Source organism: Psychrobacter sp. AH5, from assembly GCF_040371085.1.
Taxonomy (GTDB): Bacteria; Pseudomonadota; Gammaproteobacteria; order Pseudomonadales; family Moraxellaceae; genus Psychrobacter.
Genome location: NZ_JAMBMT010000001.1, coordinates 365,849 through 391,501 on the forward strand (window position 1 = coordinate 365,849; position 25,653 = coordinate 391,501).

A 25,653-nucleotide genomic window follows, 5' to 3' on the forward strand; every position below is an offset into this window, starting at 1 on the left:
TACTTGAATTATGAAACTTAAGAGACTTAATCTACAGAGATTTAACCTACGCGCGTTTGGTAGTCGCCAGTGCGAGTATCAACCCGTACTACCTCACCTTGTTGTACAAATAAGGGCACACGAACTACGGCACCTGTCTCAAGAGTAGCAGGCTTGCCGCCGCCACCTGAAGTATCACCGCGTACGCCGGGATCCGTTTCAGTAATCTGTAGCTCAACAAAGTTTGGCGGAGTAACAGATAAAGGCACGCCATTGAATAAGGTGATGATACAAGTGGCATTGCTGTTCTCTTTTAGCCACTTAATGCTATCACCCATCGCTGTCTTATCCGCCTGAATTTGCTCAAAGCTTTCAGAGTCCATAAAGTGCCAAAACTCACCATCGTTGTATAGATAATCCATCTCAGTATCGACCACATCAGCAGCCTCTAAGCTATCTCCTGATTTAAAGGTTTGCTCAAGCACTTTACCACTACGCAGATTACGTAGTTTGACACGGTTGAAAGCTTGCCCTTTACCGGGCTTTACAAACTCATTTTCCATAATGGCGCAAGGGTTGCCATCGAGCATTACTTTTAGACCGGCTTTGAATTCATTAGTAGAAAAACTTGCCATAAGAACAGACTCCTAGTAGGTACAGCTAATAATAAAGGGTAGTGATAAAAAGGCGTTAATAAAAAACCAGACTAAATAGCTAAATTTTTAGAGCTCACTAGCACACTATGATGATAAGGGTATAATGGCGGTTTTTAGCTGCAAAGTATTAGGTTGTCATGATAAACCATTTAATCATACAAAAAAACTGGCAAACACAATTATCCACTGTCATAACTTCGCTTGATGAGCTATTAGCGCTGCTAAAGCTTGAGCATCTGCGCGCTGACGTTTATGTGCCAAGCCATTTTGTATTAAGAGTTCCTCGCGCTTTTGTGGCTAAAATGAGAGTAGGCGATGCCAATGATCCCCTACTCAGACAAGTGCTACCTGATAAAAAAGAGCAGCTAGCCATCAGTGGTTATATCGCCGATCCGCTAGCTGAAAATGCGCATAATCCAACCAAAGGCTTACTGCATAAGTATCAATCTAGAGTGCTATTGACGGTGACAGGAGCCTGCGCTATCCATTGTCGCTACTGTTTTCGTCAGCATTTTGACTATCAAGCTAATCTGCCTAACCCATCAGTGCAAGATACTATCATTGACTATATTCATAAGCATCTTGAGATTGATGAGGTCATCTTAAGTGGCGGCGATCCGCTTAGCGTGTCCAATCGTAGACTATTTCAGTGGCTCGATATCTTGGAAGCTATAGCGCAAATAACGACTATTCGCTTACATACGCGCCTGCCGGTGGTCATCCCTGAGCGCTTAGATGAAGCACTGCTTGAGAGATTAGCGAGCAGTCGCTGTCAGATCGTTATGGTCATTCATTGCAATCATGCCAATGAGATTGATGAGTTGACCGCCCAGCACTTACAACGCGCCCGTGCAGCGGGTATTACCTTACTCAATCAGACGGTATTATTACGTGATATTAATGATGATATACAGACGCAAGCGGCTCTTAGTAAGCGTCTGTTTGCCGCAGGAGTATTGCCTTATTATTTGCACCTGTTAGATAAAGTCGCTGGTGGTGCTCATTTTGACCTCGATGAGCGCGCTGCTATCGAATTATACTGGGCGCTGTTAGCAAAGCTGCCTGGCTATCTAGTTCCTAAGCTGGTGCGCGAGTTACCTAATAGACCCTTTAAAGTGCCAATAGATGTTTACAAGTACGCATAAAAGCTTTAATCGTAAACAGCGCAGCTAACATGAATTTATGCTTATTAATATTGAGTTGTGCTAGTATGATAAAAAATAAAAGCTGCGATATTTAGTAACTTAGATTAACACACCAAGTGCAACGCTAATTAATATTATAGAACGCCTGCATAGGCGTCTTAAACCCTAATCGTTTTCTTGGTCTGTTGTTTAGTTTGTTCTCAATGTCCTGTATTTCATTATCAGAGACTTGTCTAAAGTCACAACCCTTAGGCAAGTACTCTCTGATAAGGCCATTGGTATTCTCGTTGGTTCCTCGCTGCCATGACGCATAAGCATCGGCAAAGAAGAAAGGGCTAAAGAGCTTTTGTTTCACCTTCTTATGCTGAGCAAACTCTTTACCATTGTCAGAGGTAATGGTCTTAACCTGCAAACTCACTGGCGCTAAGAGTTCTATCATTGCCTCTGATACTTGCTGTGCTGTTTTATGACCCACACGCTTCATCTTCAGCAGCCCCGTTTTACGTTCAACGAGCGTGACAATCGCTTGCTTGTGATGCTGACCGATAACGGTATCCGCTTCCCAGTCACCAATTCGCGTACGTTCTTCAACAATACAAGGGCGCTCATGAATTGAGACTCTGTCATTGATACGGCCTCGAGTCTCAGCGGTTAGACGCTGCCGGTATGGTTTGGCTTTACGTCTGAGACACTGCCACAATGTGCCGCCCTGCCTCTTATCACGCCAAATATAGCGATAAATGCTCATATGACTGATACCAGCATGAACGCCAGATATTTGCTCAGGACTCCAGTTCTCTTTAAGCTTGTCTGTCACCCATACCCAGATGTCAGCCACAATAGTTGTGGCGTTGTTAGCCCGTCTGTCACAAGCCTTGTTATTAGCATGCTTTGCTCGGTAACCTCGTAGGCTTTTATTGCGTCTAAGCTCTCTTGATATGGTACTGGGACTTCTGTTTAACTCTCGAGCTATGAAATTAATACTATGTTTTGCCCCTATTAGGGCATAAATCTGGTATCGTTCCCCTAGGCTTAGATGCGTATAGCTCATGGTTGCAATCTCACTTTGGTCGGTGGATAAAAACTTTGATGCTAGCGCATCTAGGTCTTTTTTTCACCTGCTCTTTGAAATTGCACTTCATGTGTTAATCTAAGTAAAATAAAACCCCTTAATCGCCGTGACAAAATTTATGAGGAAGTTTATGAGAACCGAGACCACTCTGAATTTATTAGTGATAGACGATGATCAGCTCTACGCTGAGGGTTTGATAAATCTATTAAAAGCCTATTATAGTGAAGTGACTTTAGGGTTTTTGGATGATAAAGAAGAGCTGCTAAAGTCGCTACGTCAGAGCTGGGATGTCTTAGTATTTGGTAGAGCGTACGATTTGAGCTTTACTGATGTTGTCAGTATTGTCCAACAACATAATATTGATCTACCGATAATCGGTTTGATAAGCGAGGAGTTGGCTGACGCAGCTTGTAATGATGATGGATTGCCGATGGTCATTGACGGCACTATGGTGAAAGCATTAGTAGCTAATGAGAGAACGCAAGTGGTGCTAGCAATTCGCTTATTACACGATAATTTGCGTAACCGTCGACAAATCGCTACTTTGCAGCAAGTGCTTAATGAATCTGAGCAGCGCGCTAATCTGTTAATTAAAAATTCTAAAAGCGCGGTGGCTTATATCGATCAAGGAATTCATATTTTTGCTAATGATTCTTATCTTAAGCTGTTTAACTTTGAGTCAATGGATGACATCATTGGCATGCCAGTGATTGACCTCATAGCAGGCTCTGATAATATAAAAGAGTTTAAACACTTTCTTCGCCAGTTTGATAAAGGTAATCGCGAGCAAGTTGAGTTTAATTCGAGTAGTAAGACTAAACAGGGCCGTACCTTTGAGGTTAAGCTACAGCTGGCTACTGCCACTTTAGAAGGCGAGCCTGTGACCCAAATTATTATTCAACAAAACAATAGTAGCGCTGATATTGATAAGCAACTAGCATTAGCAGAGCGTATTGATAGCTTGACTGGGCTTACGAACCGCCGCGGCTTTGAGGAGCGTCTTGCAAGCTTGCATCAGCAGGTAACCACCCAAGCCTCTAAGTCAGGTAGCGAAGCGGGACTACTGTATATTCAGCTAGATAGTACCGGCAAAATCGGTAGTAGCTTGGGCTTAGAGGGAGTAGATGCCGCTGTCAAACAAATAGCGGCTTTACTAGATGAGCTGGTGGCTGATTATCCGGTTAGCCGCTTTAGTGATACCTCATTTACCGTACTGATTAGTGATACCTCAACTCAGGCTTTAAAGGAGTTAGCTGAGCGTATTCGTCAGCGTATCAGTGAGACACTTATCAACGTTGGCAAGCGTACCATCAGTACTACGGCGAGTATTGGGGTGGTAAAAATCGATCGAAACGCTCCTGAGCCGAAGGTTTTATTAGCGCGTGCGCTTGAAGCTATTCATCATATCGGTATCGAAACTAGCAATCAAGGGGATGCTTATCACTTCTATGATTTGAGTAAACATGCGACCGACGACGATAGCGCTTTAGCTGAATATTTAGTCAACGCTATCAACAATAATCGTTTTGAGCTAATGTTCCAGCCTATTTACGATATAACTCTTGATCGTAGCGACTTTTTTGAGGTTTATTTGCGTCTGCCTCTTGGTGATGCTGATAATACCGTATTGACGCCGGATCAGTTTTTGTCGGTAGCAAAATCTAATAACTTATTAGAGAAGATAGATCGTTGGGTGCTTATCAATGCTTTTAAACAGCTCAGCGAGGTACGCAAGTCTCATCCTCAAGCAAGGCTTTTGGTACAATTAACTAGCGCCTCATTAGTCGATAAAAAGCTGGCTAGTGTCGCTAGTCAGATTATCAAAGCGGTAGGCGGTCCGGCAGGGGCGCTGACTATACAGTTTAATGAGCAAGATATTCGTAATCATTTGACGATAGCAAAATCTCAATTCTCAGCGCTTAGTAAGATCAATTGCCGAGTCGCTATTCATAATTTTGGTAGCACTACTAAGTCTCTTGATACCGCTGAGTTTGTGCAGCCTGATATGATACGTATCGCCAAAAATTATGTAGAAGATATTCATACTGATGATAACTTGGATACCGTCAAGTCGCTCATTACCGAGGTCAATAAGATTAATATCGATGTATTAATGCCCTATATCGAAGATGCCGCGACGATGTCAGTGTCTTGGAGCGTGGGCGCGCGCTACTTGCAAGGCTATTATCTAGAAGAGCCAAGCAGTACTATAAATGTAGTCTAAAAAAGTCTTTCTAAGAAGGTTTGCATTATCGATTAAAGCCTCCATCTATCCTTATCATTATAAAAAAAGATCCGCTCATGTCTATTGTTATGCGTCAAATAAGCATTATCGTTACGGCTATGCTTTTACTCAGTGCTTGTGGAGAGCGTTTGCCGCCAGATAGTCGCGCCGCGGTAACTTTGCCAGAGTATACCGAAGGGGACGCGGATAACGGTGCTTTGATTTATGAAGAGGCCTGCGCTCAGTGCCATCAGTTCACCCCGGGACTCAATAAAAAAGGGCCGCAGCTGATGAATATTTATGGCGCAAAAGCGGCTCAATTAAACGATTATGATTATAGCGAAGGCTTAAAAACCTCAGGCTGGGTATGGAATGCCGAAAAGCTAGATCGTTATATAAAAGATGCCGAACAAGCTATGCCAGAATCCAAAATGCTTGCTGATCCGATGCCCAATGCTAGTGAACGCGCCGATGTTATCGCTTATTTATCAACGCTGCGTGCGCCAACAATAGTGGCAGATGCTCAAGCCAATGACGCTAGTGAGCCTAGTCAGATGACCAATGAGGCTATCGATATATCAGATGAGGCATCAGAAAAACCAGCTGCCGATTTTCAATAAATAAGCCTTAATAAAAGCTTTATTAACGCTCTTACTTATAACTCTTATGCCATTCTTTATCACTCTTTTTTTATGATACCAAGCCTATGACCGTAGAAGTAGCCCCCTCATCCAAAGCTATGATCGCTGATAACTATGAGCACAATCAACAACAAATAGCTCAGTTGCTCGGCAAGCTCAATAAGGTGGTTTTGGATAAGCCGCAAGTTCTCAAGCTAGCGCTTAGCTGCGTATTAGCCGGAGGACATCTATTGCTACAAGACTTGCCTGGTATGGGTAAAACCACGCTGGCTCAAGGGCTTGCGCAGTTATTAGGGTTAAGCTTTAGTCGAGTGCAATTCACCAATGATATGCTGCCTGCTGATATTTTGGGCATGACACTTTATGACCAAGGGAAGATGGCTTTTGAATTTCGTAAAGGGCCGATATTTACGCAGTTATTATTAGCCGATGAGATCAATCGCTCAAGTCCCAAAACCCAAAGTGCGCTACTTGAGGCAATGGAGGAGCGGCAAGTCACCCAAGATGGGCAGTCGTACCCGCTACCAAAGCCTTTTTTTGTGATTGCTACCCAAAACCCTCTGCAACAAGCTGGAGTGTATCCATTACCAGAATCACAGTTGGATCGGTTTTTGATGTGTTTGTCGCTAGGCTATCCCTCGCTTGAGGCGGAGCGCGCTCTACTGCGCGGACAAGATCGCCGCGAGCTATTAGCTAAGCTGTCAGCAGTACTAAGCACTGAAGAGGTACTACTAGCGCGCCGCGGTGTGCAGCAAGTTTATGTGGCAGATGCCGTACTCGACTACTTACAGCGTTTGGTCGCCAAGACCCGTGTTAGCCAAGACTATCATGGGCTATCACCGCGAGGAGTACTGTCGCTACAAAGCGCCGCGCAAGCTTATGCTTATGTCTCAGGTCATCAAGAAGTGACGCCTGAGGATATTCAAGCAGTATTTGCCGCGGTCACTGACCACCGATTAGGACAGCGATTTGTATCAGCCAATGCAGTAAGTGGCCAGGCACCATCGACTATAGCTCAGCGCATTATGGCCGAAGTCGCTGTAGTCGTCTGATAACTGTTTAGACTACCCTCACTTTATAGGGTGAATATGACCATTTTGCCTCAGACCATAAAACAGCCCTTAGCGGCAATGCTCAGTCACTGGTTTGCCAAGCGCGCGCCCAAAAGCGACAGCGCTACCCTTAACTTGCGTAATGTCTATATTTTTTTTAGCCGCGAGGGTATGCTGTTTGTGTTGCTACTTACCATTACCTTTATCGCCGGTGTTAATTACGGCAATAACTTGGTATTGGGGCTATGTTTTTATCTAGTAAGTGTCTGGCTAATTAGCTTTCATGTCACTTTTGCCCATGTATCAGGATTGCAAGTACGACTGCTTGAGGTGACCATGGCAGAGGCAGGCGAGCCGGCTTGGGTAACGGTGCAGCTGCTCAATAAAAGCCGTCAGCCTAGGCGTCAGCTACTGGTCAGCTTTGAGCCAAAAAACAAACAACATAGCCAAAAATCAGCGAGTAAACAGCTAGCCGCGTCACCTAGCTCATCACCAACATCGCTGCCAACCTCCATACTATTATCGCGTCTTAAAGATGAGCAAATTATACGTCTGCCAGTAGCGACTCATCAGCGTGGTAAGCTTGAGCTGCCACGTTTGCAAATCAAAACCGTTTACCCATTAGGAATTATGCGCGCTTGGTCCTACGTTTATTTCGCGCGCCCCGCTTGGGTCTATCCAAAAGCTGAAGCCTTTGAATGGCAAGCGCAGTATCTAAGCGCTAATAATACAGATCTGCCCACTGGTGGACAGTACACCCAAGGCCAAGATGACTTTGAGCGTCTCGATAATTATATCGCTGGTGAATCCTTAGCGAGAGTCTCTTGGGCGCATGTGGCGCGCGGGCAGGGCATGTTTACCAAGCATTTCGCCGATCCTGTCGGTTATGAGCAGCGCTTAGCTTACGACGATATGCCAGCGCTGACTCATGAACAAAAACTCTCGCAACTGGCTTATGGGGTGCTTACTTTAGCTCAGAGTGAGGTACCGTTTCAGCTGCAACTACCTAATGATGCGCCAAACGCTGCCGTTATAGGGCAAGGCGATGCGTTCGCGCAAGCCTGTTTACTAAGGTTGGCGCAAGTCCCATGAGTTTATTTAACTTATTCTCCAGTAAAAAACGCTCGCCGCAAAGCTTGGCTAACCAACCAGATCCTATGAAAGCTATTAATGGTAGCGACGCTAGCTTTGAGCGGCTCGCTTATGGCCAACTGATCTCTACTCGCTTAATAAATGATGAGCGCGGTGATGACGAGGTTACTAAGAATAAATGGTATCAGCGGCTGTTATCACTACCCGCTTATTATTGGGTATTGATCGCCCAGCTGTTTGTTATTTTGCCGCACGCTTTTTATCTGCCTCTATGGCTGATAGGTTTTGGCATTATTACTATTGGCGCGCAGCTACCTTTTATCAAAGCTAGGTTCAAGCCCAAGCGCTTAAAGCGTTATTATCAAGCGATGCAGATGCTAGGGTTCCTATTAGGTTTAGCAGGTTTATCGCTCACTTATGGCACTTCTTTTGGTCTCGATATGGGCGTGGCTTTTTTGCTGCTGTGTCTAATCAGTAAGCTTTGGGAGCTTTATAAGCGCCGCGACGCTTATGTAGTACTGAACTTATCGCTGTTTGTTATCGCCGGTTTATTCTTATTAGATCAAGGGCTTTTGACCACCATAGAGGCGATATTCGCTACTTTGGTAGTATTACTAGCTTTTATTGCGCTCAATGATGATGGTAATACTCGCGGTGATGGCCGCTTGCGTACGCTTGGCATGTTAGGCGTATCGGCGCTACCTTTATTGATAGTGCTGTTTTTATTCTTTCCGCGTCTGCCGCCGTTATGGTCAGTGCAGCTGTCCTCAAACCAAGCAACTACTGGCGTCTCTGATAGTATGTCGCCAGGCGATTTTGCTAATTTGAGCCAATCGACCGAACTGGCCTTTCGCGTTGAATTTGATGAATTTCGCCCGCAGCAGAGTGAGCTATATTGGCGCGGCTTAGTGTTTAGCGACTTTGATGGGGTGACTTGGCGTCCCAATCAGCGCATACAGCAGCTGTGGCAATGGCAGTCTAATCGGCAAACGCCGCAGTGGCTAGAGCAGTCGTTGGCTACCGCTGCCGATGCGGTAAAACTGGCACCTAACCAGTATGAGGTGATCTTGGAGCCCACCCAGCAGCAGTGGCTATTTGGGCTTGATTATCCTTTTACCCAAGAGCAAGGTATCAGTCTAACCTCAGATTTTACCTTATTAAACAATAAACCAGTGACTGAGCAGCTGCGTTATGAGGTGCTACGTTTTACCCCTATAAAGATAGATCCGCTACTTGATGAGGTCAGCTACGAGGTTAATTTAACTTTGCCTGCCACCGGTAATACAAAAACGCGTGCCCTTGCTAAGCAGCTGTTTGCACAAGCAGGCTCAGATCCTGTGCGCTACATGCAAGCTATCCAAAGCTGGATCAATAAGGACGAGTTTCGCTATACACTATCGCCGCCACGGCTCAGTGATAATCGCATCGATAGTTTTTTATTCGAAACCCAAGCCGGATTTTGTGAGCATTATTCCTCAAGCTTTACCTTTATGATGCGCGCCGCTGGTATTCCAGCACGGGTAGTGGCAGGCTATCAAGGTGGCGAGCTGAGTCGCGGCGGTACGGTATGGGAGGTGCGGCAAATGGACGCCCACGCTTGGAGCGAGGTTTGGCTTGAGGGCCAAGGCTGGGTGCGCGTTGACCCGACAGCTTTTGTGGCGCCAGAGCGAGTGGAGCAAGGGATGGACGCTTTGACGCAAGCACGCGGCGCTAGTATGTTTGGTGATGGCGCGCGCGCGCAAATCAGCTATCAGCAGTACCAAATGCTACAAACTTTAAGACGTTTATCAGATCAAGCAAGCTACTATTGGCAAAGAGAGGTGGTCGGTTATGATCAAGACAAGCAGGCCGGATCGTTACTAAAATGGTTCAATATCCGGTCTATTACGGAGCAAATCGCTTGGCTTGCCGCTAGCGCTATTGCGGTGATGGGACTTATAGTAGTGCTGATATGGTATCGTCGCCGTAAGCTTTGGCATCCGCTAGATCGGCCTTTTATGAAGCTCTCAAAGCGTTTAGCTAAGCGCGATAAAGCGTTAGCTCGTGCTGATAACGAGGGGCAGCTGGCTTGGCTTGAGCGTTTAGAGAGCAATGAAGCTATTAAACTAAATAAGCAGCATTTGGGCGAGATTAAAAGCTACTATCGACAGCTACGCTATGGATGTCTAAGCGCTACTGATAGTAGTAGTGATGAGTATCAACAGTTATTCAAGCAGCTTAAATACAGCATCAGGCAGCTGCTAAAGTAAAGATTAGCGCAGTAACAGTATCGGCGATAAGGTTTTGGTAATCAGCTTAGTGGTCGTGCTACCGATGAATAACTGCTGAAATTTAGAATGGCCATAAGCGCCAATGACAATAAGATCAAGAGCATTGTTAGCCTGAAACTGTAATAAACTCTCAACTACCTCATCATCAGGTAAATGATGCGCGCTGACGCTAAAGCCGGCTTGGCTTAATTGCTCAGTGGCTTTAGCTAAGCTATTTTTCGCATTATCATCATCTCGGCCCACCATCACAATATGACCTTGCATACCCTTTAATAGCTCGCTACCTGCGACCCTATCTACCGCTTTAATCGCCGTCTTGCTGCCATCAAAAGCTATCAGATAAGAGGCAGGCGTATTAAACTGCTCAGAGCAAATTAAGATCGGGCGGTTTGAGGCGCGAGTGACGGTTTCGATTTGGCTACCGATATTGAGGCGATCGTTTTGATGATCGGTGCCGCGGCGTCCTAATACAATAGCGCGATTTTCATCTTTAAAATGCTCAATGGCGGGCAGCAGCTTACCACGGCGTCTATAGGCTTTTACCTCGACATCAAAGTTATTGGTGATATGGCTTTTGGCGTCTTCGATTAGCGCATTGCTATAGCTGTTGACCACCTTAGCTCTTTTTTCATCCAATTGCGTCAACTCTTCTAGCAGAATTTGGCGACTATCGATACCGATGGTGCCAGATAAGTCGCGCCTTGAGGACACTGGCACATCGACGACATTAAGTAAGGCTACTGGTAAATTTAAACGACTGGCATACCACGCCGCGTAGCTACAGACGGATTGGGTGACGGTCGAGCCATCAATACAAGCTAAAATGTGCGGTTCGCTAGTCATAAGCTGTCCTCAAAAATAGAAAAACTCTTGGCTGACTTTAGGTATGTTTACTTTGCCTCATTAAAACGAGCACATGCCTTATTGATTATTAACAGTTGCTATTAAAAGCTATTATTAATGTCAGATTTCACTATAACAAATTAGCAGCGGTAGCGGACAACGGACTCAAAAAAAGCGTTCTAGAGAATTATCTACAACGCTTTGCTGTGTTTACTAAGCTTGTTTAGCAGCTATAGCTATGAGCTACAAGTACAGCACTTACTGCATTTATCACATTTTTGGCAAGTGGCTTCACTACTACAACCACATTTAGAACAAGTGCAAGTTTTTTGTTGAATAGCGATAGTTGCTAATATCGATTTATTAATCTTAGTCATAAGTCATCCTTTTTTATGAATTCGCTTATATTTTGACAGGTAATGATAAGGCTCTCAGTAAGGATATTGTGGGTTTCGTAGGAGCGATTGTTAATATAGTTAATTAGCAATTTCTTATATAGTTAAACCACTTTAAAAACGATACAGTGCGGTTGGGATGCTTTTTTTAAGTATAAGTTGCGTAGCCTCTGTCAGCGTAGACACAGTACACTAGGAAAATTTATACCAACTGCACAAATATATTAGCGTATCGATTTTATTTACAACTGACTATATCAACAGTCAAGCCAACCTTGCGCTTGAGCATAAGCCAATTGCCAAGGCGTATCGATATCATAGCTTAGCTGTGAATTATCCACGCTACTAATTTGCTCAGCAGGCAAAGCTCTAATCAAATGTCGTAAGCCTTTATCGCCACTTAATGAAGCTTGCCATGACTTTAATAACTGATAATCAATCACTATCGGTAGACCGATAATGTCACTCTTAGAATCATCAAGAGCGTAATTGTCATCTAAGTTTGGATAGCGACTAGCGACGACTAAATGGTTTTTTGCTAGAAGCTGGTTTAAATGTTTAGCGTCTAATAGTACTTGATCCACGCCCATAATCAATACGCGCTTGATGGCTAAGTTTTGCTGAACCTTTAAAGTATCCATAGCTAGAGATAAGCTTTGCGCCATTCCTATTTGTGGGCTTGGGTTATTAATAATTTGCAGGGTTGAATATTGTAATGTTAGCTTATTAACCGTAGAGTAAATGGCTGTATTATGCTGAGGAATGACGATAATGACAGTTTTTGCTTGACTGGCCACAGCTAAGTTAGCCACATAATGAATTAACGGCTTGCCATTTTTGGGTAGCAGCTGCTTAGCCTGACCTAATCGCTGACTAAGACCACTGGCTAAAATAATAACCGCGTGATTTTGGGTCATTAAAGGTGTGTCGCCATTATTCATAATTGACTGCGTTGGCAAGCTTGTTTGCTTTCGATGAGGGTTTTGGCTGCGCTAATTCTCTATTGACTGCTATTTGCTCATGAACCACCGCACTGATTTGCGCCATGATACTTAATGCCAAGGCTTCGGGGCCATCACCGCCGAGCTTGTAACCGATAGGGTAGTGTAATTGGTTGATACCATCTGCTAATATCGTAGGGTTGTCACAAGTCGAGCTAATCTCCCTGATCAGACGCTCAGTGCGATAGCGTGGCCCTAGTTGTCCAAGGTAGATATAGATCTCAGGATGTTTGAGTAAGACAGCTAAGCGCGCGCGATCTTGGCTCAGACTGTGCGACATTAGCGCTACTGCGGCATTACGGCTTAGCTCAAGCAAGGTTTCGCTGTCCTCCAAAGGTAATGAGAGTACAGCATCGGCTTGCGGAAAACGCTGGCGAGTAGCGTATTGCGCGCGGCTATCCACTACTGTGACGTGCCAATCTTGCAGCTTTGCCATGGTGACTAGCGGCATGACATCGTTGCCTGCGCCGCAAATCAGTAGCCGAATTTGTGGTTGTAAGCGCTGCACTAGCCACTCGCTTTGTATATTTATAGTTGGGTTATCAGCACTTGGATTAGAGTCTTTAATCACGAGATAATCAGCGTTTTTATGACTGACTTGATAAACTGCTAATTGATCAATGATCGGCTGCGCTATGGGTTTTAAGGCTATGCTGTCATCTAAAAAACTGCCGTTTAAATGAACTCGTGCTGCTACTGTCATCTCAGAACTATTAGAGCGGATTAAAGTGGCGACAGTAGCAGGCTGGGCATTTTGCCGGACTTTTTTGATCAATTGTAAATAGGCCATAGCCGAAGATAAACGCTCAAATAAGACATGAAGTTTGCCATTACAGCCTAAACCAAAATTTAACTCATCTTCTAAATATGAGGGGCTACTTAGCCCATCATCTTGCTCGCCCTGTTGCTCATCACCGGTTTGATACACTTGTACGCTTGCACCATTGCGGGTCAGCCAAAAAGCGCGCTTGATAATATGCGGCTCAAGGCAGCCGCCACTAATCATGCCCACTGAGCGACCGTCCGCGCAAATCAGCATCATCGCGCCGGGCTTGCGATAAGCGGAACCTTCCGTATGCACGACCGTCGCTAGCACCGCATCAACGTCATTTTTTTGCGCGTCAGCAGCAAGGCTAAGAACATCAGCGATTTGGTTCATAGCTATCCCTACTCAGGCATATCGGCTAAGATTTTGTCCAAAGTGATAGGGAAGTCATAGACCCGTACCCCAATAGCATTGTAGATGGCATTGGCAATAGCGGCAGCGGCTCCGGAGATAGCAGTCTCGCCAATCCCCTTAATGTGCATAGGGTTGGTATAACGATCATCTTCTTCGACGAGTATGACATCGAGCTGCGGTACATCAGCGTTGACGGGCACATGATATTCGGCTAAATCGTGATTACAAAGACGTCCATCGCGCTTGTCATAAATGACTTGCTCCATCAGCGCTGAGCCTATACCAAACACCATACCGCCGTAACACTGCGAAGTCGCGGTCTTACGATTAAGAATACGACCAGCAGCAAACGCGCCAGTCATACGTTTGACGCGAATCTCGCCAGTGACTTTATGCACCGCCACCTCAGCGAAATTAGCGCCATAAGAGGCTTGACGATGACTTTTACCGTTTTTGCCGGGCGAGATAAAGCCTTTAGCGCTGACTCGCTGCTCGTTATAGCTAGCGATGACTTCGGCTAGTGAGTAAGACTTTGAGTCACTAAAGTCATAGCTACCTTTGTCACTTTTATTATCGGCATCAACATCGCGTTTTGGCTGAGAGGTAGTAAAGCCAGTTTTTTCTTTAAGCTGATGCAGCGCGTTATCTGCCACGCCGCTAGCCAAGCTCTTGCCTGCGGCTAACGCTGACTCCATAACACTGTCTTTATGCTCGCCGATTTTCTTTATTTGTCCGTTATCGATTTGAATAGTGTCGCTGTGTAGCCCCACCTTTTTGGCTAGCATCTCCCGCAGCTGCTGACAGGCGAGATAAATACTACTGCCTGAGCTTGCCGCGCCCATGCTACCGCCAGAACCTGCTGCTGGCGGTAAGCTAGTGTCGCCTAAACTCATCTCGATATGATCAACGGGCAACCCCAAGATATCAGCGGCAACTTGAGTGAACACCGTATAAGAGCCGGTGCCGATATCAGTCATGTCGGTCTCGATAATGGCTTTGACGCCAAGCGCTTTGGAATGATCAACTTGCAAAATAGCTCGCGCTTCAGAAGGCGCTAAATTATTACCGCGAGAAGCTGCTGCCATGCCGACTCCCAGCCACCAATCGCCTTCTAAACGACTAGCAGGACGAGCGATACGTTGATCCCAGCCAAACTGCTCAGCGCCTTGCTCCATACAAGCAATCAGCTGACGAGTGGAGAAGGGGATATCTTGGCTAGGGTCTTTTTCAGGCTCATTGCGGCGACGAAATTCAATAGGGTCAAGTTTTAATTTTTCAGCCAACTCATCCATCGCGCATTCCATCGCGATCTGACCGACCGCTTCTCCAGGAGCGCGCATAGAGCCTGATAGCACTTGATTGAGCTCAACCTTTTGATAGTTTACCAGACGATTTTCCCCGCGATAAAGGTAATGGGTAGACAAAGCTGCTGGCTCAAAAAAGCTCTCACCGGGCAAGTTACTAGAGATGGTCTCATGAATCATAGTATCGATAATACCGTCTTTATCACAGCCGATAGCTATGCGCTGGCGCGTGTTGGAGCGTCTAATGGTTGCCTCCATTACTTGCGGGCGGCTCATAACGATGAGTACCGGACGTTGTAATTCCTTAGCAGAAATAGCTGCTGCGATAGACTCAGGGGAGATACCAAGCTTACTGCCAAAGCCGCCGCCCACGTACTTGGCAATGAGCTGCACTTTATCAGCGTCCATATCTAGAGCATCGGCGATTTGTTTTTTGCAAGAGGAGAGCATCTGATTGGAGGAGTACATAATCAGCTTATCGTCTTCCCAATGCGCAAGCGTTACGTGCGGCTCCATCGGCGAGTTACTTTGACTGGGGGTATGATAAAAGCGATCGAGGGTCACCTCGGCGTCAGCTAGTCCTTGTTCCGGATTACCTTGTTTGGCATTTTTATCAGAACCGCCCGACTCATCGACATCATGGGCTTTGGGCAGCTCTTTATTAAAATCTAAGGCTGCAAGCTCGGTGTTATCTTTATAGCTAATTTTTAATGCTTTTGCGCCCTCTGTTGCCGCCTCAAAAGTCTCAGCAATGACCGCCGCGATAGGCTGCCCATGATAAAATACCTCACTTGCCCCTTGAGTAGGTGCCTGCATAGCGCCGCCTTGTTGACCATTACGCAAAAAATGCTCAGGGTCAGTGACGACTTTGATAACGCCAGGGATAGACTCAGCGCTACTAGTGTCAATCTCTCTAACCTCACCTTTAGCGATCGTGGCGCCAACTAATACCCCATAGGCTTGATTGTCTAGATGAAACTCTGCGCTATAAGGGGCTTGACCGCTGACTTTTAATGGGCCATCAACACGATTAATAGGCTTGCCAACCAGCTGGCTTGCGGTCTTATCAAACAAGGTATCGACAGGCTCATTCATCATCATCTTGTTGGTGGGCTCTTTGGGTAATAAAGTATCCAATACTGACATGATTATGCTCCCTTATTCGATGATAAATGGCTGGCCTGCGCGCGATTAATAACTTGCTTAAGCAGACGGCGAGTGAGCGCAATCTTAAAGTTATTTTGACCGCTACCTTTAGCTTCGCCTAATAATAAATCAGCCGCTTGCGCGATAACGTCTGCATTGCCATCCGTACCGGTTAATAAAGCCTCTACCGCTTCGTTGCGCCAAGGCTGGGTGCCGATACCACCAAAAGCTAGACGTACCGTGGTTAATTGACCGTTGTCATCGCTATTTATCACTGCCGCGCAAGAGACCAAGGCAAAGGCGTAAGAAGCACGGTCGCGCACTTTGTCATAAGTATGTATGCCTTTGATCGGCGCAGGCAACACGACATGAGTAATCAATTCGCCCACCTCTAATACCGTCTCGATATGCGGGGTATCTTTTGGCAGCACATAAAAATCTGCTACAGGAATTTGACGAGTTGAGCCATCAGCTTTGACGGTCTCGATAGTGGCATCCAATAGACGCATAGCCACTGCCATATCGGAGGGATGCTGAGCAATGCAAGAATCGCTGGTGCCTAAGATAGCCAAAGAGCGGTTTTCGCCATTGATAGCCGGGCAACCTGAACCAGGCTTACGCTTATTACAAGGACTATCAGGCTGATAAAAATAGTAGCAGCGAGTCCGCTGTAAAAAATTACCACCAGTGGTGGCTTTATTACGCAGCTGCCCTGTCGCGCCCGCCAAAATAGCGCGCGATAATATTGGATAATGGGCAATCACTTCAGGGTGCGCGGCCAAATCACTATTGGTGACTAAAGTGCCGATACGCAAGCCGCCGTCTTCCGTGCTCTCAATTTGCTCAAGCTCTAGGCGGGTGATATCGACAAGCTTGATGGGCGTCTCAATCTCAAACTTCATCAAATCAAGCAGATTAGTACCACCAGCGATAAAGCTGTCATTTTTACTGTTTATGGCGCTGGACGCTTCATTAGGAGCGCTGGCACGGACATAGTCAAAGCGTTTCATAAGCGGCCTCCCAAAGCATTAGCGCTATTGATATTATTTTTATTGGCCGTCGATTGATTGCCTAGCTGGGTCTCGCTTGGCGGCGGTGACCAAATTCCGGTGACTTGAGAGCTTGTTTTGGCGTCTGTCTGAGGAGTAGAGCTATTATCCGTCTGTTTACTCACCTCGTTTTCTAGAACTTGCGAGATAGCTTTGATAATATTGGGGTAAGCCGAGCAGCGGCAAATATTGCCACTCATACGCTCAGCAAGCTCTTGTACTAATAAGCCGTTGGGGTTTTGCAAATCGCTAGTCACATAGCTTGGCCAGTTTTGTTTGACCTCCTCAATCAGCGCTGTCGCCGAACAAATCTGCCCCGGTGTACAGTAGCCGCACTGAAAAGCATCGTGATCGACAAAGGCTTGTTGCAAATCTGATAACGATGCTGGCATACCGATGCCCTCGATAGTGGTAATCTCATCACCATCATGCATCACCGCTAAGGTTAGACAAGAATTAATACGCGCGCCATTGATAAGCATGGTACAAGCGCCGCACTGACCGTGATCGCAGCCTTTTTTGGGACCGGTTATTTGTAGATGCTGACGGCACAGGTCAAGTAAGGTAGTGCGCGGATCAAGATCATCAAAATGATAGTCTTGGCTATTGATGGTTAAAGTTAAAGTAGACATGCTGGCTTCTCGCTGGCGGATGATAATAAAAGAATAAAGGGCGCATCGCAGGCAGTCTGTAGATTAAGTGTTAATTAATATATTGATATTTACAAAACTATAATCACAGAACCTTAGTTATTATTTTATCCCAAAGCGCTGGTTTGGGCTCAAAAAACCCTTACCAAACGTTAAGCTTAGTAAGGGTCATATTGATAATTTTAACCAATGAATAGAGCTTTAGGGTTATGCTATATCACACCCCGCCTGCGCCTTGATGTGAGGATTCACTATTTTCTACTAAGATCGCCGTAGCGGTTTGTTTGAGAATAGCCCACTGTTCATCATCAACGTAGATACCCTCTTTCCAAGCGCGCTGATGCTTCTCGAACAGCTCATCGGTTGAGATTTTATGATCAAAATCTCGGCTTTCGTTTTCGATATCAAAATTAAAGGTTGCTAATTCAATCACCATATCATTGGTATTGTAATTGGCCTGCACGGCATTAAAAAAGTAAATATCGGGATAAGTAAAGCCTTTATTTAAGGTAAATAAAGTATGTTTGGGCGCGCTACCATTATCCCATTTGGCAAGACAAGCCATGCCTTTGGTCGATAGATTGACCAGCTCGCTATAAGCTAGCCAGCGATTATGACAGTTCTCGATATAAATCTTATAATGAGCCAAGTCGCCCATTTTTTCTAAAGCGTAGTCCATAATAGTCGGCAGATGACAGGCTAGGCTGCTGCTATGCAAATTAAACCGAATCGCGCCTGCCCTCTCAGATACGATATCAATAGGGGTATCTTGTTCTGTTAATATAAACGGCGTGGCATTATTAAACTGCTCAACGCCATTAAGCCCTGCCATTTGTAATTCAGCGACCATAGTAGCGATCAAATCAGCTTCGCCCACTTCGCGGTGCATACCGCTAAAGGCTTTATAAACAGTGCTGACGATTTCATTGCGTGAGACGATCATAGCTCCTCCGTGGTCGGTAGCGATCCATTGGCTTCGGCAGCGGCCAAAGCAGGGGTTAGGGTAGGCGTAGGTACTGGCGTTAGAGGCAAAGTAGGCAATAGCGGAAACAGCCACTCATCGCTATGTACCTCATCAAATAGTGGCGCGCCCTGAAATAAAGTAACCCGTACCCAGCGATCAGAGCGCGGATCAAACTTGGTCGCGCCAAACATCGATAGCTTGCAGCGCAGTAGGTGAATAGGCAAGGTATCTTTTTGCAGCACATTCATCTGAATATCGCCCATGGATTTATTGCCTAGCGTCCAAACGCGTCTGGTAATAGCGCGGTACTTGGGCTGTTTTAGTACAAATTCAGTAATAAGCTGCTCAGCGGGAGCTTGTTTTACCGCCTGATATAAGCGGTTAACTTGACGGGCAATGTCCAAAGAGAGCTCACGATCCGCGCCCGGCTCTTGTCCACGTACGCCCATGCGCGGCTCTTCTTTATCAATCGAGCGATACCAAAACCAGTAGCTATTATCCGGCTCATCAAAGTCAATATTGATTGCCCACTGATAGCGGCTCTCTAATAGCGCTAATAAGTCGTTGATGGTTTTGGCTTTGGGCAGTGATAGGCTCTCGTCAGCATTGATATCTTCTTCAAAAGCATCCACCTCTTCAGGATATAGCTCCATCAAGCAAGAGATAATGACCTCTTGGCTCTCATAACTTAAGTCCTTATGAGCTTGCAAAAAGTCTGCCCAAGTCTGATGGTCTTTTACCATTGTCAATAAATTATTCTGTAGTAGCGTCAGCTCTTTAACCACTGTCTCATTGCGTAGTACTTGTGGCTCATTAATAGTCACGATTTGACTAAAATGCTCAATAGCGCGGCTTAGTAAACTAGAAAAATAAGCGAGCTTTTTGGAATTAATCTCATTGACTAGCGTAGCTTGTAGCGCCTGTTCGCGAGTGGTCAGCCACTGATCGACAATGCATGGATGATTAATCAAATAAGGCGCCATACCTAAACCGGTGGCATTGCCAATACCTAAGTAACGCTTGATGTCAGGGTGCAGCGTCACTGCTTTATCACCGCCGCGTTTATGCGCCAGATAATCGACCCAATCGAGACTAAATTCACGTAATAGGTAGACGGCGCACATCTGCGCGCGAAAAGACTGATTAAAATCCTCGCTATGATTAAGCGGCTCAAAATCATAAATACCAAATTTGCCATTGCCATAAACGGCGGTGGTACGCAGGATATAACCCACTTGTGCCAATACCTCCAAATCAGGCTGCTGACCTGTCGCTAAAGAGGAGACAATATGCTCAAAGACGCGCATACTCTTATTGGCGCGCGCTAGCACCATCACCATATTGGAGTTGCGCCCCGCTTCTTGCAAAGGCACATTAGCTTTGAGCTTATCGAGTAGCTCTTGGCCAATCTCGCCATAAACTAGCCCAAAAGTGACGTCCCATTTTTGCGCAATCACTCGATCGTTACGCTCATCATCTGCCAGCTCATTACAGAACACTACTAAATGATAAACGTGCTCATCAGTCTGCAAGCGGTAGATAACTTGGCCATAACCATTGTCATCTAAGTCCCATAAATAGGTCTTGAGTGTCCATTTTTCTTTATCTATTTTACGCAGCAGGGTACGCACAAAGCTAATACGCGTCTGATGCATAGCGCCTAGTCTCTCAGCGTTCATCACTACGCTAGGAGCACGTGAACAACGTTTTGCCAGCTCAATGCTACTAATACTATGATCAATACTATAATCATCGCTAGGATATAAATTCATAATGCCCCCATACTAAGTGGTGTATTAAACCGATACTGTAGTAGCAAATTGCATCACTAGAGTATCGGCTGAAATAGTGATTATTGGCTAAACGCTTTAGATTTACTTGGGTTCTTTTATAAGTGCTTGTTGTTGCAGTTTTTGTTCGGCTATCAGATGATCGGTCTCAACGCGATTGGGACGGTAGAGATCTTGATCACGTGCCATTTGCTTAGCGATTTGCGGCCCATTCCATAATGAGGGTAATAAGATAAAAGACACTGGCACCGCGGTAATCACAATAAATGATTGCAAAGCACTGACGCCGCCAGATCCTAGCGATATTAGCACAATAGCGGTAACCCCCATCATCACGCCCCAAAAGCTGCGTATCATGGCATTCGGCTCGCGCTCACCACTGATAACCACACTGATGGTATAAGTCATTGAGTCGCCTGTGGTGACAATAAACACCGTGGTCAAAATCAAAAACAAGATCGATATTATCAAAGGAAATGGTAGCTGCTGGGTAATCGCTAATAGCGCGCCGGGTAAGTTAAAGCCTTCAAAAGCGCTACTAACCACACCAGGATTAGCAATCTCAAAAGCAAGTCCTGAACCTCCGACTACGGTGAACCAAAAGCAAGTGACGAGCGGCGCAATAATACAAACGGTGGTAATCAGCTCACGAATAGTACGACCACGCGAGATACGCGCGATAAAGATCGCCATCATTGGCCCATAGCCCAAAAACCAGCCCCAAAAAAACACTGTCCAGCCGCCAAGCCAGCCTTCATCACCGCGGAATGTCGCCATCGGGATAAAGTTTTGCACCATGGTGCCGACACCTTGGATGTAACCATTGACGATAAAGTTACTCGGCCCAAGAAGTAGAATAAACAACATCAGCGCGACCGCTAATATAACGTTAAAGCGGCTAAGCAGCTGCATACCACGCGCAAGGCCACTAATAGCGGAGATGGTATAAAGAATAATCGCGAAAATAATGATAATCAGCTGCGTGACAAAGGTGTCAGGAATACCAAAAAGCTCATTTAAAGCATAGCTGGTCTGCAAACCCAAAAATCCAATAGGGCCGATAGTGCCGGCAGCCACCGCCACGATACAGCAAGCATCAATGATCGCGCCAATCTGTCCCGTAAGTACGCGCTCGCCAAACATAGGGTACAACAGCGTACGCGGCTTAAGCGGCAGACCTTTATCATAATGCAAATGCATAACCACGATAGCGGTCAAACTACCTACAATCGACCACGCCAAAAAACCCCAATGCATAAAAGATTGTGATAAGGCATTAAAAGCCCGCTGCTGCGGATCTGATGCCTCACCATAAACTGGCGGCGCTGAAACAAAATGCGCTATAGGCTCAGCTGCGGCCCAAAATACCCCGCCGCCTGCTAGTAGCGTACAAAATAAGATCGCCATCCACTTAAAATTGTCCATCTCAGGCTTTGGCAAATTACCCAAAATGACCCGACCCGTACGACCCGCGCCGACGGCTAGAGCAATCACAAAAGTAGCTAATAATAGTATCTGCCAAAAAGGCCCAAAGATATCCGCTGACCAAGTAAAGGCAGTATTGACGACTGTTGCTAACTGCTCTTCAGCAAAAATCGCCATCAATACAAATACCGTAATAAAACCGCCGCTGTACCAAAAAGCGGGGTTTTTTAGTCCCAAAGTATCGGTATTCTCTACTACTGGCGGCGTTGAGGTTGAGCGTCCGAGCTCGTCTGGTTTAAGTCCCTTTATAACGGCCATAGTCTGGCTTCCTGTAGTTGTCATGATATCGTTATGCGTTAAGTTAAATCAGAGCGGCATCAAGCGAATTTACCGCAAGTTTTAATAAAACTCTGTATTTAATGATGCCAATCTAAATAGTCTTTAACTCTAAATAATCTTTAACGCTCAAAACATCTAATGCCTTATAGCGTAAAGAAGTAGCGTACTGAAATAACATATTGAAATGGTTTATTAAAATAGCGCACTAAATCGTCACTTTGCTAAATTTGAAGATCAAAAATTTAGGATAAAGGTTTTAATCCTTGCTCTAAAAAATCAAACCAGTTCTGACCAATTATCTTACCCGCATCAGTCTCATCGAAACCGTGCTTGAGCAGGCCGTTATAGATATTTTCCATACCTTTTTCGCCGGCGAACCAAGGCAAGTTATCCGGCCAGCCTGAATTATTAGCACTACCTTCGCCATAATCCATCGCCTTTGACCAGCGACCATTGCGCATCCACTCCAGCACGGATTTGGGCTGATTTAGACACAGATCACTGCCGATGGCTAAATGCTCCACGCCATATCTATCCGCGCAATTAGCAATCATGCTGCAAAAGTCGTTTAGCGTGCAGTCGCTACCGTTTGGCAAATGAAATGGGTATAAACTAAAGCCCAATAGTCCACCCGCCTGAGTTAAAGCGCTAATAACGGTGTCTGATTTATTGCGTAGCGCCTCATGAGCGGTAGTAGGATTGGCATGGCTAATACATATTGGCCGCGAGGAGATTTCTATCGCTTCAAGCGTTGATTGCTCAGCGCTGTGCGACATATCGATAATCATACCGACGCGGTTCATCTCCGCTATCGCCTGCTGACCAAAGCGGGTCACGCCGCTATCGGTGGATTCATAACAGCCCGTTGCTAGCAAGCTTTGGTTGTTATAAGTGAGCTGCATAATCAGCAAGCCTAAACGGCGCATCACGCTAATAAGACCGATCTCGTCATCGATAGGCGAGCAGTTTTGTGCGCCAAAGAAAATACCGACTTTGCCTTGTTCTTTTGCGGTTTTAATATCGCTGACCTCATAGACGGGTAAGATTAAGTCGCTGTTTTGTTCAAAATGGCGATTCCACTCGCTAAAGCGGGTCATGGTTTGACGCGCGTCTTCGTGATAGACCAAGGTGGCGTGTACCGCATTGATGCCGCTGACTTGTAGCATCTTGAAGTAGTCGCGATCCCAGTTACTATATTGCAAGCCGTCGATGACGATATGGTCTTGGTACATATCCGTGTCCTTTTGTGCTTTCTTAATTTTTATGAGCAAAGTCGTAGGGTGCGCCTCGCGCACCGAAAAAAACTTATCTCTTCAAATTGGTGCGCGAGGCGCACCCTACGCAAAATACGCCGATTATCCTTTATCCTATTAATATGCTTTCTGATAAGCGGTTTTGACAATGGTATAAAACTCTTTGGCGTATTGGCCTTGCTCACGCGGGCCAAAGCTTGATTGTTTACGGCCACCGAACGGTACGTGATAATCGGTACCCGCCGTCGCCAGATTGACCATGACGCAGCCGGCTTGTACTTGCTCTTTAAACATCGCGCTATTACGCAGGCTTTGGGTGATGATGCCGCCGGTCAAGCCAAAACGGGTGTCATTAGTCATGGCAATCGCTTCTTCTAAATCCTTGGCGCGCATCACGCAAGCGAGCGGCGCAAACACTTCTTCTTGGTTGATATCCCAGCTGTTATCGGTCTCAGTGAACAGCGTTGGTGCCATATAATAGCCATCGTGTTTCCTCTCTAAGCGCTCGCCCCCAAAGGCTAAATGTGCGCCCGCTTGTTTGGCTTTCTCAATCCAATCCATGTTGGCGGCTAATTGCTTGTCATCAACGACTGGCCCCATAAAGATACCGTCATCGAGCGCATGACCGACCTTTAGTGTTTTCATTTTGGCTACAACGCCATCGACGAAAGCATCATGAATACCTTCCATCACAATCAAGCGTGAGGAGGCAGTACATTTTTGTCCTGAGCCGCCGAACGCGCCAGCGACCGCGGCATCGATAGCCACTTGTAGATCGGCATCATCGGCGATAACGAGAGCGTTTTTACTGCCCATCTCTAGCTGACAACGCACAAAGTTCGGCGCGGTAGCGGCCGCAACTTTACGACCTGTGGGTACGGAGCCAGTAAAGCTAACCGCATCGATATCGGCTGAGTTAATGAGCGCGTCACCGACTGAGGAACCGCCACCTAGTACTAAGTTAAAGGTGCCCTCTGGCAGACCTTGACGGTGGATAATCTCTGCCATAGCGACCGCGCTGGCAGGCGTTAAGTTGGCCGGTTTCCAAATGACGCTATTACCAAAGGCTAGCGCCGGAGCGATCTTCCAAACGGCGGTGGCGGTTGGGAAGTTCCAAGGCGAGATAATAGCGACCACGCCCACCGCTTCACGGGTGACCTCAATCTTGACGCCGGGGCGTACCGAATCGGCAGTATCACCGATTTGACGCAGCACTTCGGCAGCATAATAATGAAAGAACTGACCAGCGCGATAAATCTCACCGCGACCCTCGGCAAAAGGCTTGCCTTCTTCTAGAGATAGTAGGGTGCCAAGCTCATCACAGCGGGCGATCATCTCATCGCCGATCGCTTGCAGGATAGTTTGTTTTTTCTCAAGTGGCGTCGCTTCCCACTTTGGCTGTGCGGCACGGGCGGCAGCGATAGCGTCTTTGACTTGCTCGCTGCTAGCTTGCGCAAAGTCGCCGATGTTTTCGCTAGTGTCTGATGGGTTAATGTTGGCAATAGTATCGCTGCCACTTTGCCATTCGCCGTTGATATAAAGGGACTTGCTTAGGTCTTGTTTGAGAGTGGTTTGTGCGATTGTGGCTGACATAGGATATTCCTTAACTTGATTATCAAAAATTTAACAGGCTACCAATTTTCATATTTATTTAAATAGGGTGTTGTGTAAGATGATTCATTTAGAATTTAAGGTACTGCCGCATAGACCACCAATTCAACGAGCATCTCCTCGCGCGCAAGACCCGCTATCACCAGCGCGGCGCGGTTAGGGTAAGGAGCGGCAAAGTACTCAGCATAAACTTGATTGACCGTTTTTAGATACTCACGATCGGTGACATAGATCAGCACTTGTAATACCGAATTCATATCAGTGCCAGCACACTCTAACGTATGCTTAAGGTTTTCAAGCGTTTGCCGAGTTTGCGCTTCAATGCCGCCGCTAACCACCTCTCCTTTATCATCGATCGGGATTTGCGCAGTGTATAAGGTGCCATTGTTAGTGACCGCCCACTCAAGAGGCGCTTTTGAGGCATAAAGCGAGGTTTTGACGGCTTGTTTTGAGTGGGTAGACATATGATTATTTCCTTTTGATATCTTGGTTTAATAACTGGTTTATTGGCTTGATTTTATAGAGTGTCTTGGTTATCAAGTTTTTACAAAAACTTAAACGTATTTGTGGTT

Annotated in this window: 20 protein-coding genes; 6 read left to right on the forward strand and 14 right to left on the reverse strand. The window is 46.0% G+C overall.

What is annotated here, in order from left to right; genetic code table 11:
• Positions 1-41: 41 nt before the first annotated feature.
• Entirely contained in the window at positions 42-614 is a 573-nt protein-coding gene (gene efp / locus M0N77_RS01615; protein ID WP_353102926.1) for an elongation factor P, read from the reverse strand.
• 158 nt (positions 615-772) lie between these two features.
• Between efp and epmB the strand changes: the two genes are divergently transcribed.
• On the forward strand, positions 773-1,780 hold the full coding sequence (epmB, locus tag M0N77_RS01620; RefSeq protein ID WP_353102927.1) for an EF-P beta-lysylation protein EpmB: 1,008 nt from the start codon (positions 773-775) through the stop codon (positions 1,778-1,780).
• Between the two features lie 124 nt (positions 1,781-1,904).
• On the opposite strand, the gene M0N77_RS01625 is transcribed toward epmB, so the two are convergent.
• On the reverse strand, positions 1,905-2,831 hold the full coding sequence (locus M0N77_RS01625; protein ID WP_353102929.1) for an IS30 family transposase: 927 nt from the start codon (positions 2,829-2,831) through the stop codon (positions 1,905-1,907).
• A 151-nt stretch (positions 2,832-2,982) separates the two neighbouring features.
• Between M0N77_RS01625 and M0N77_RS01630 the strand changes: the two genes are divergently transcribed.
• The 5 genes from M0N77_RS01630 (at position 2,983) to M0N77_RS01650 (ending at position 10,110) form a co-directional block, all read left to right on the forward strand.
• Entirely contained in the window at positions 2,983-5,076 is a 2,094-nt protein-coding gene (locus tag M0N77_RS01630) for an EAL domain-containing protein (protein WP_353102931.1), read from the forward strand.
• Positions 5,077-5,153: 77 nt separating this feature from the next.
• Positions 5,154-5,696, forward strand: coding sequence for a c-type cytochrome (locus M0N77_RS01635; RefSeq protein WP_353102933.1), 543 nt, complete (start codon positions 5,154-5,156; stop codon positions 5,694-5,696).
• Between the two features lie 86 nt (positions 5,697-5,782).
• A complete protein-coding gene (locus M0N77_RS01640) occupies positions 5,783-6,769 on the forward strand; it encodes a MoxR family ATPase (RefSeq protein ID WP_353102935.1) in 987 nt (328 codons plus the stop codon).
• Between the two features lie 36 nt (positions 6,770-6,805).
• A complete protein-coding gene (locus M0N77_RS01645; protein WP_353102937.1) occupies positions 6,806-7,861 on the forward strand; it encodes a DUF58 domain-containing protein in 1,056 nt (351 codons plus the stop codon).
• A 65-nt stretch (positions 7,862-7,926) separates the two neighbouring features.
• Positions 7,927-10,110, forward strand: a complete 2,184-nt coding sequence (locus tag M0N77_RS01650) for a transglutaminaseTgpA domain-containing protein (protein ID WP_371834210.1) — start codon at positions 7,927-7,929, stop codon at positions 10,108-10,110.
• Positions 10,111-10,113: 3 nt separating this feature from the next.
• Here the strand turns inward: M0N77_RS01650 and M0N77_RS01655 are convergent, their stop codons facing one another.
• The 12 genes from M0N77_RS01655 to M0N77_RS01710 all read right to left on the reverse strand — a co-directional run bounded on the left by M0N77_RS01655 (position 10,114) and on the right by M0N77_RS01710 (position 25,545).
• Positions 10,114-10,974, reverse strand: a complete 861-nt coding sequence (locus tag M0N77_RS01655) for a universal stress protein (protein WP_353102940.1) — start codon at positions 10,972-10,974, stop codon at positions 10,114-10,116.
• Positions 10,975-11,626: 652 nt separating this feature from the next.
• Positions 11,627-12,310, reverse strand: coding sequence for a nucleotidyltransferase family protein (locus M0N77_RS01660; RefSeq protein ID WP_353102942.1), 684 nt, complete (start codon positions 12,308-12,310; stop codon positions 11,627-11,629).
• Complete coding sequence (locus M0N77_RS01665) at positions 12,303-13,529, reverse strand: XdhC family protein (protein ID WP_353102943.1); 1,227 nt, start codon at positions 13,527-13,529, stop codon at positions 12,303-12,305. Before M0N77_RS01665 ends, M0N77_RS01660 begins: the two co-directional genes overlap by 8 nt.
• Positions 13,530-13,537: 8 nt before the next feature.
• The gene (locus M0N77_RS01670) at positions 13,538-16,000 is read right to left on the reverse strand and encodes a xanthine dehydrogenase family protein molybdopterin-binding subunit (protein WP_353102945.1); all 2,463 of its coding nucleotides are present in this window, start codon (positions 15,998-16,000) and stop codon (positions 13,538-13,540) included.
• Between the two features lie 2 nt (positions 16,001-16,002).
• Complete coding sequence (locus M0N77_RS01675; RefSeq protein ID WP_353102946.1) at positions 16,003-17,010, reverse strand: xanthine dehydrogenase family protein subunit M; 1,008 nt, start codon at positions 17,008-17,010, stop codon at positions 16,003-16,005.
• Complete coding sequence (locus tag M0N77_RS01680) at positions 17,007-17,681, reverse strand: 2Fe-2S iron-sulfur cluster-binding protein (protein ID WP_353102948.1); 675 nt, start codon at positions 17,679-17,681, stop codon at positions 17,007-17,009. Before M0N77_RS01680 ends, M0N77_RS01675 begins: the two co-directional genes overlap by 4 nt.
• A 235-nt stretch (positions 17,682-17,916) precedes the next feature.
• Positions 17,917-18,642, reverse strand: coding sequence for a DUF3726 domain-containing protein (locus M0N77_RS01685; protein ID WP_353102950.1), 726 nt, complete (start codon positions 18,640-18,642; stop codon positions 17,917-17,919).
• Positions 18,639-20,435, reverse strand: coding sequence for a hypothetical protein (locus tag M0N77_RS01690; protein WP_353102952.1), 1,797 nt, complete (start codon positions 20,433-20,435; stop codon positions 18,639-18,641). Before M0N77_RS01690 ends, M0N77_RS01685 begins: the two co-directional genes overlap by 4 nt.
• 102 nt (positions 20,436-20,537) lie before the next feature.
• Entirely contained in the window at positions 20,538-22,196 is a 1,659-nt protein-coding gene (locus M0N77_RS01695; protein WP_353102954.1) for a BCCT family transporter, read from the reverse strand.
• 263 nt (positions 22,197-22,459) lie between these two features.
• Entirely contained in the window at positions 22,460-23,449 is a 990-nt protein-coding gene (locus M0N77_RS01700; protein WP_353102955.1) for a membrane dipeptidase, read from the reverse strand.
• 138 nt (positions 23,450-23,587) lie between these two features.
• Complete coding sequence (locus M0N77_RS01705) at positions 23,588-25,063, reverse strand: aldehyde dehydrogenase family protein (RefSeq protein ID WP_353102957.1); 1,476 nt, start codon at positions 25,061-25,063, stop codon at positions 23,588-23,590.
• Between the two features lie 95 nt (positions 25,064-25,158).
• Positions 25,159-25,545: a RidA family protein gene (locus tag M0N77_RS01710; RefSeq protein WP_353102959.1), complete on the reverse strand. Its 387-nt coding sequence runs from the start codon at positions 25,543-25,545 to the stop codon at positions 25,159-25,161.
• Positions 25,546-25,653 lie beyond the last annotated feature (108 nt).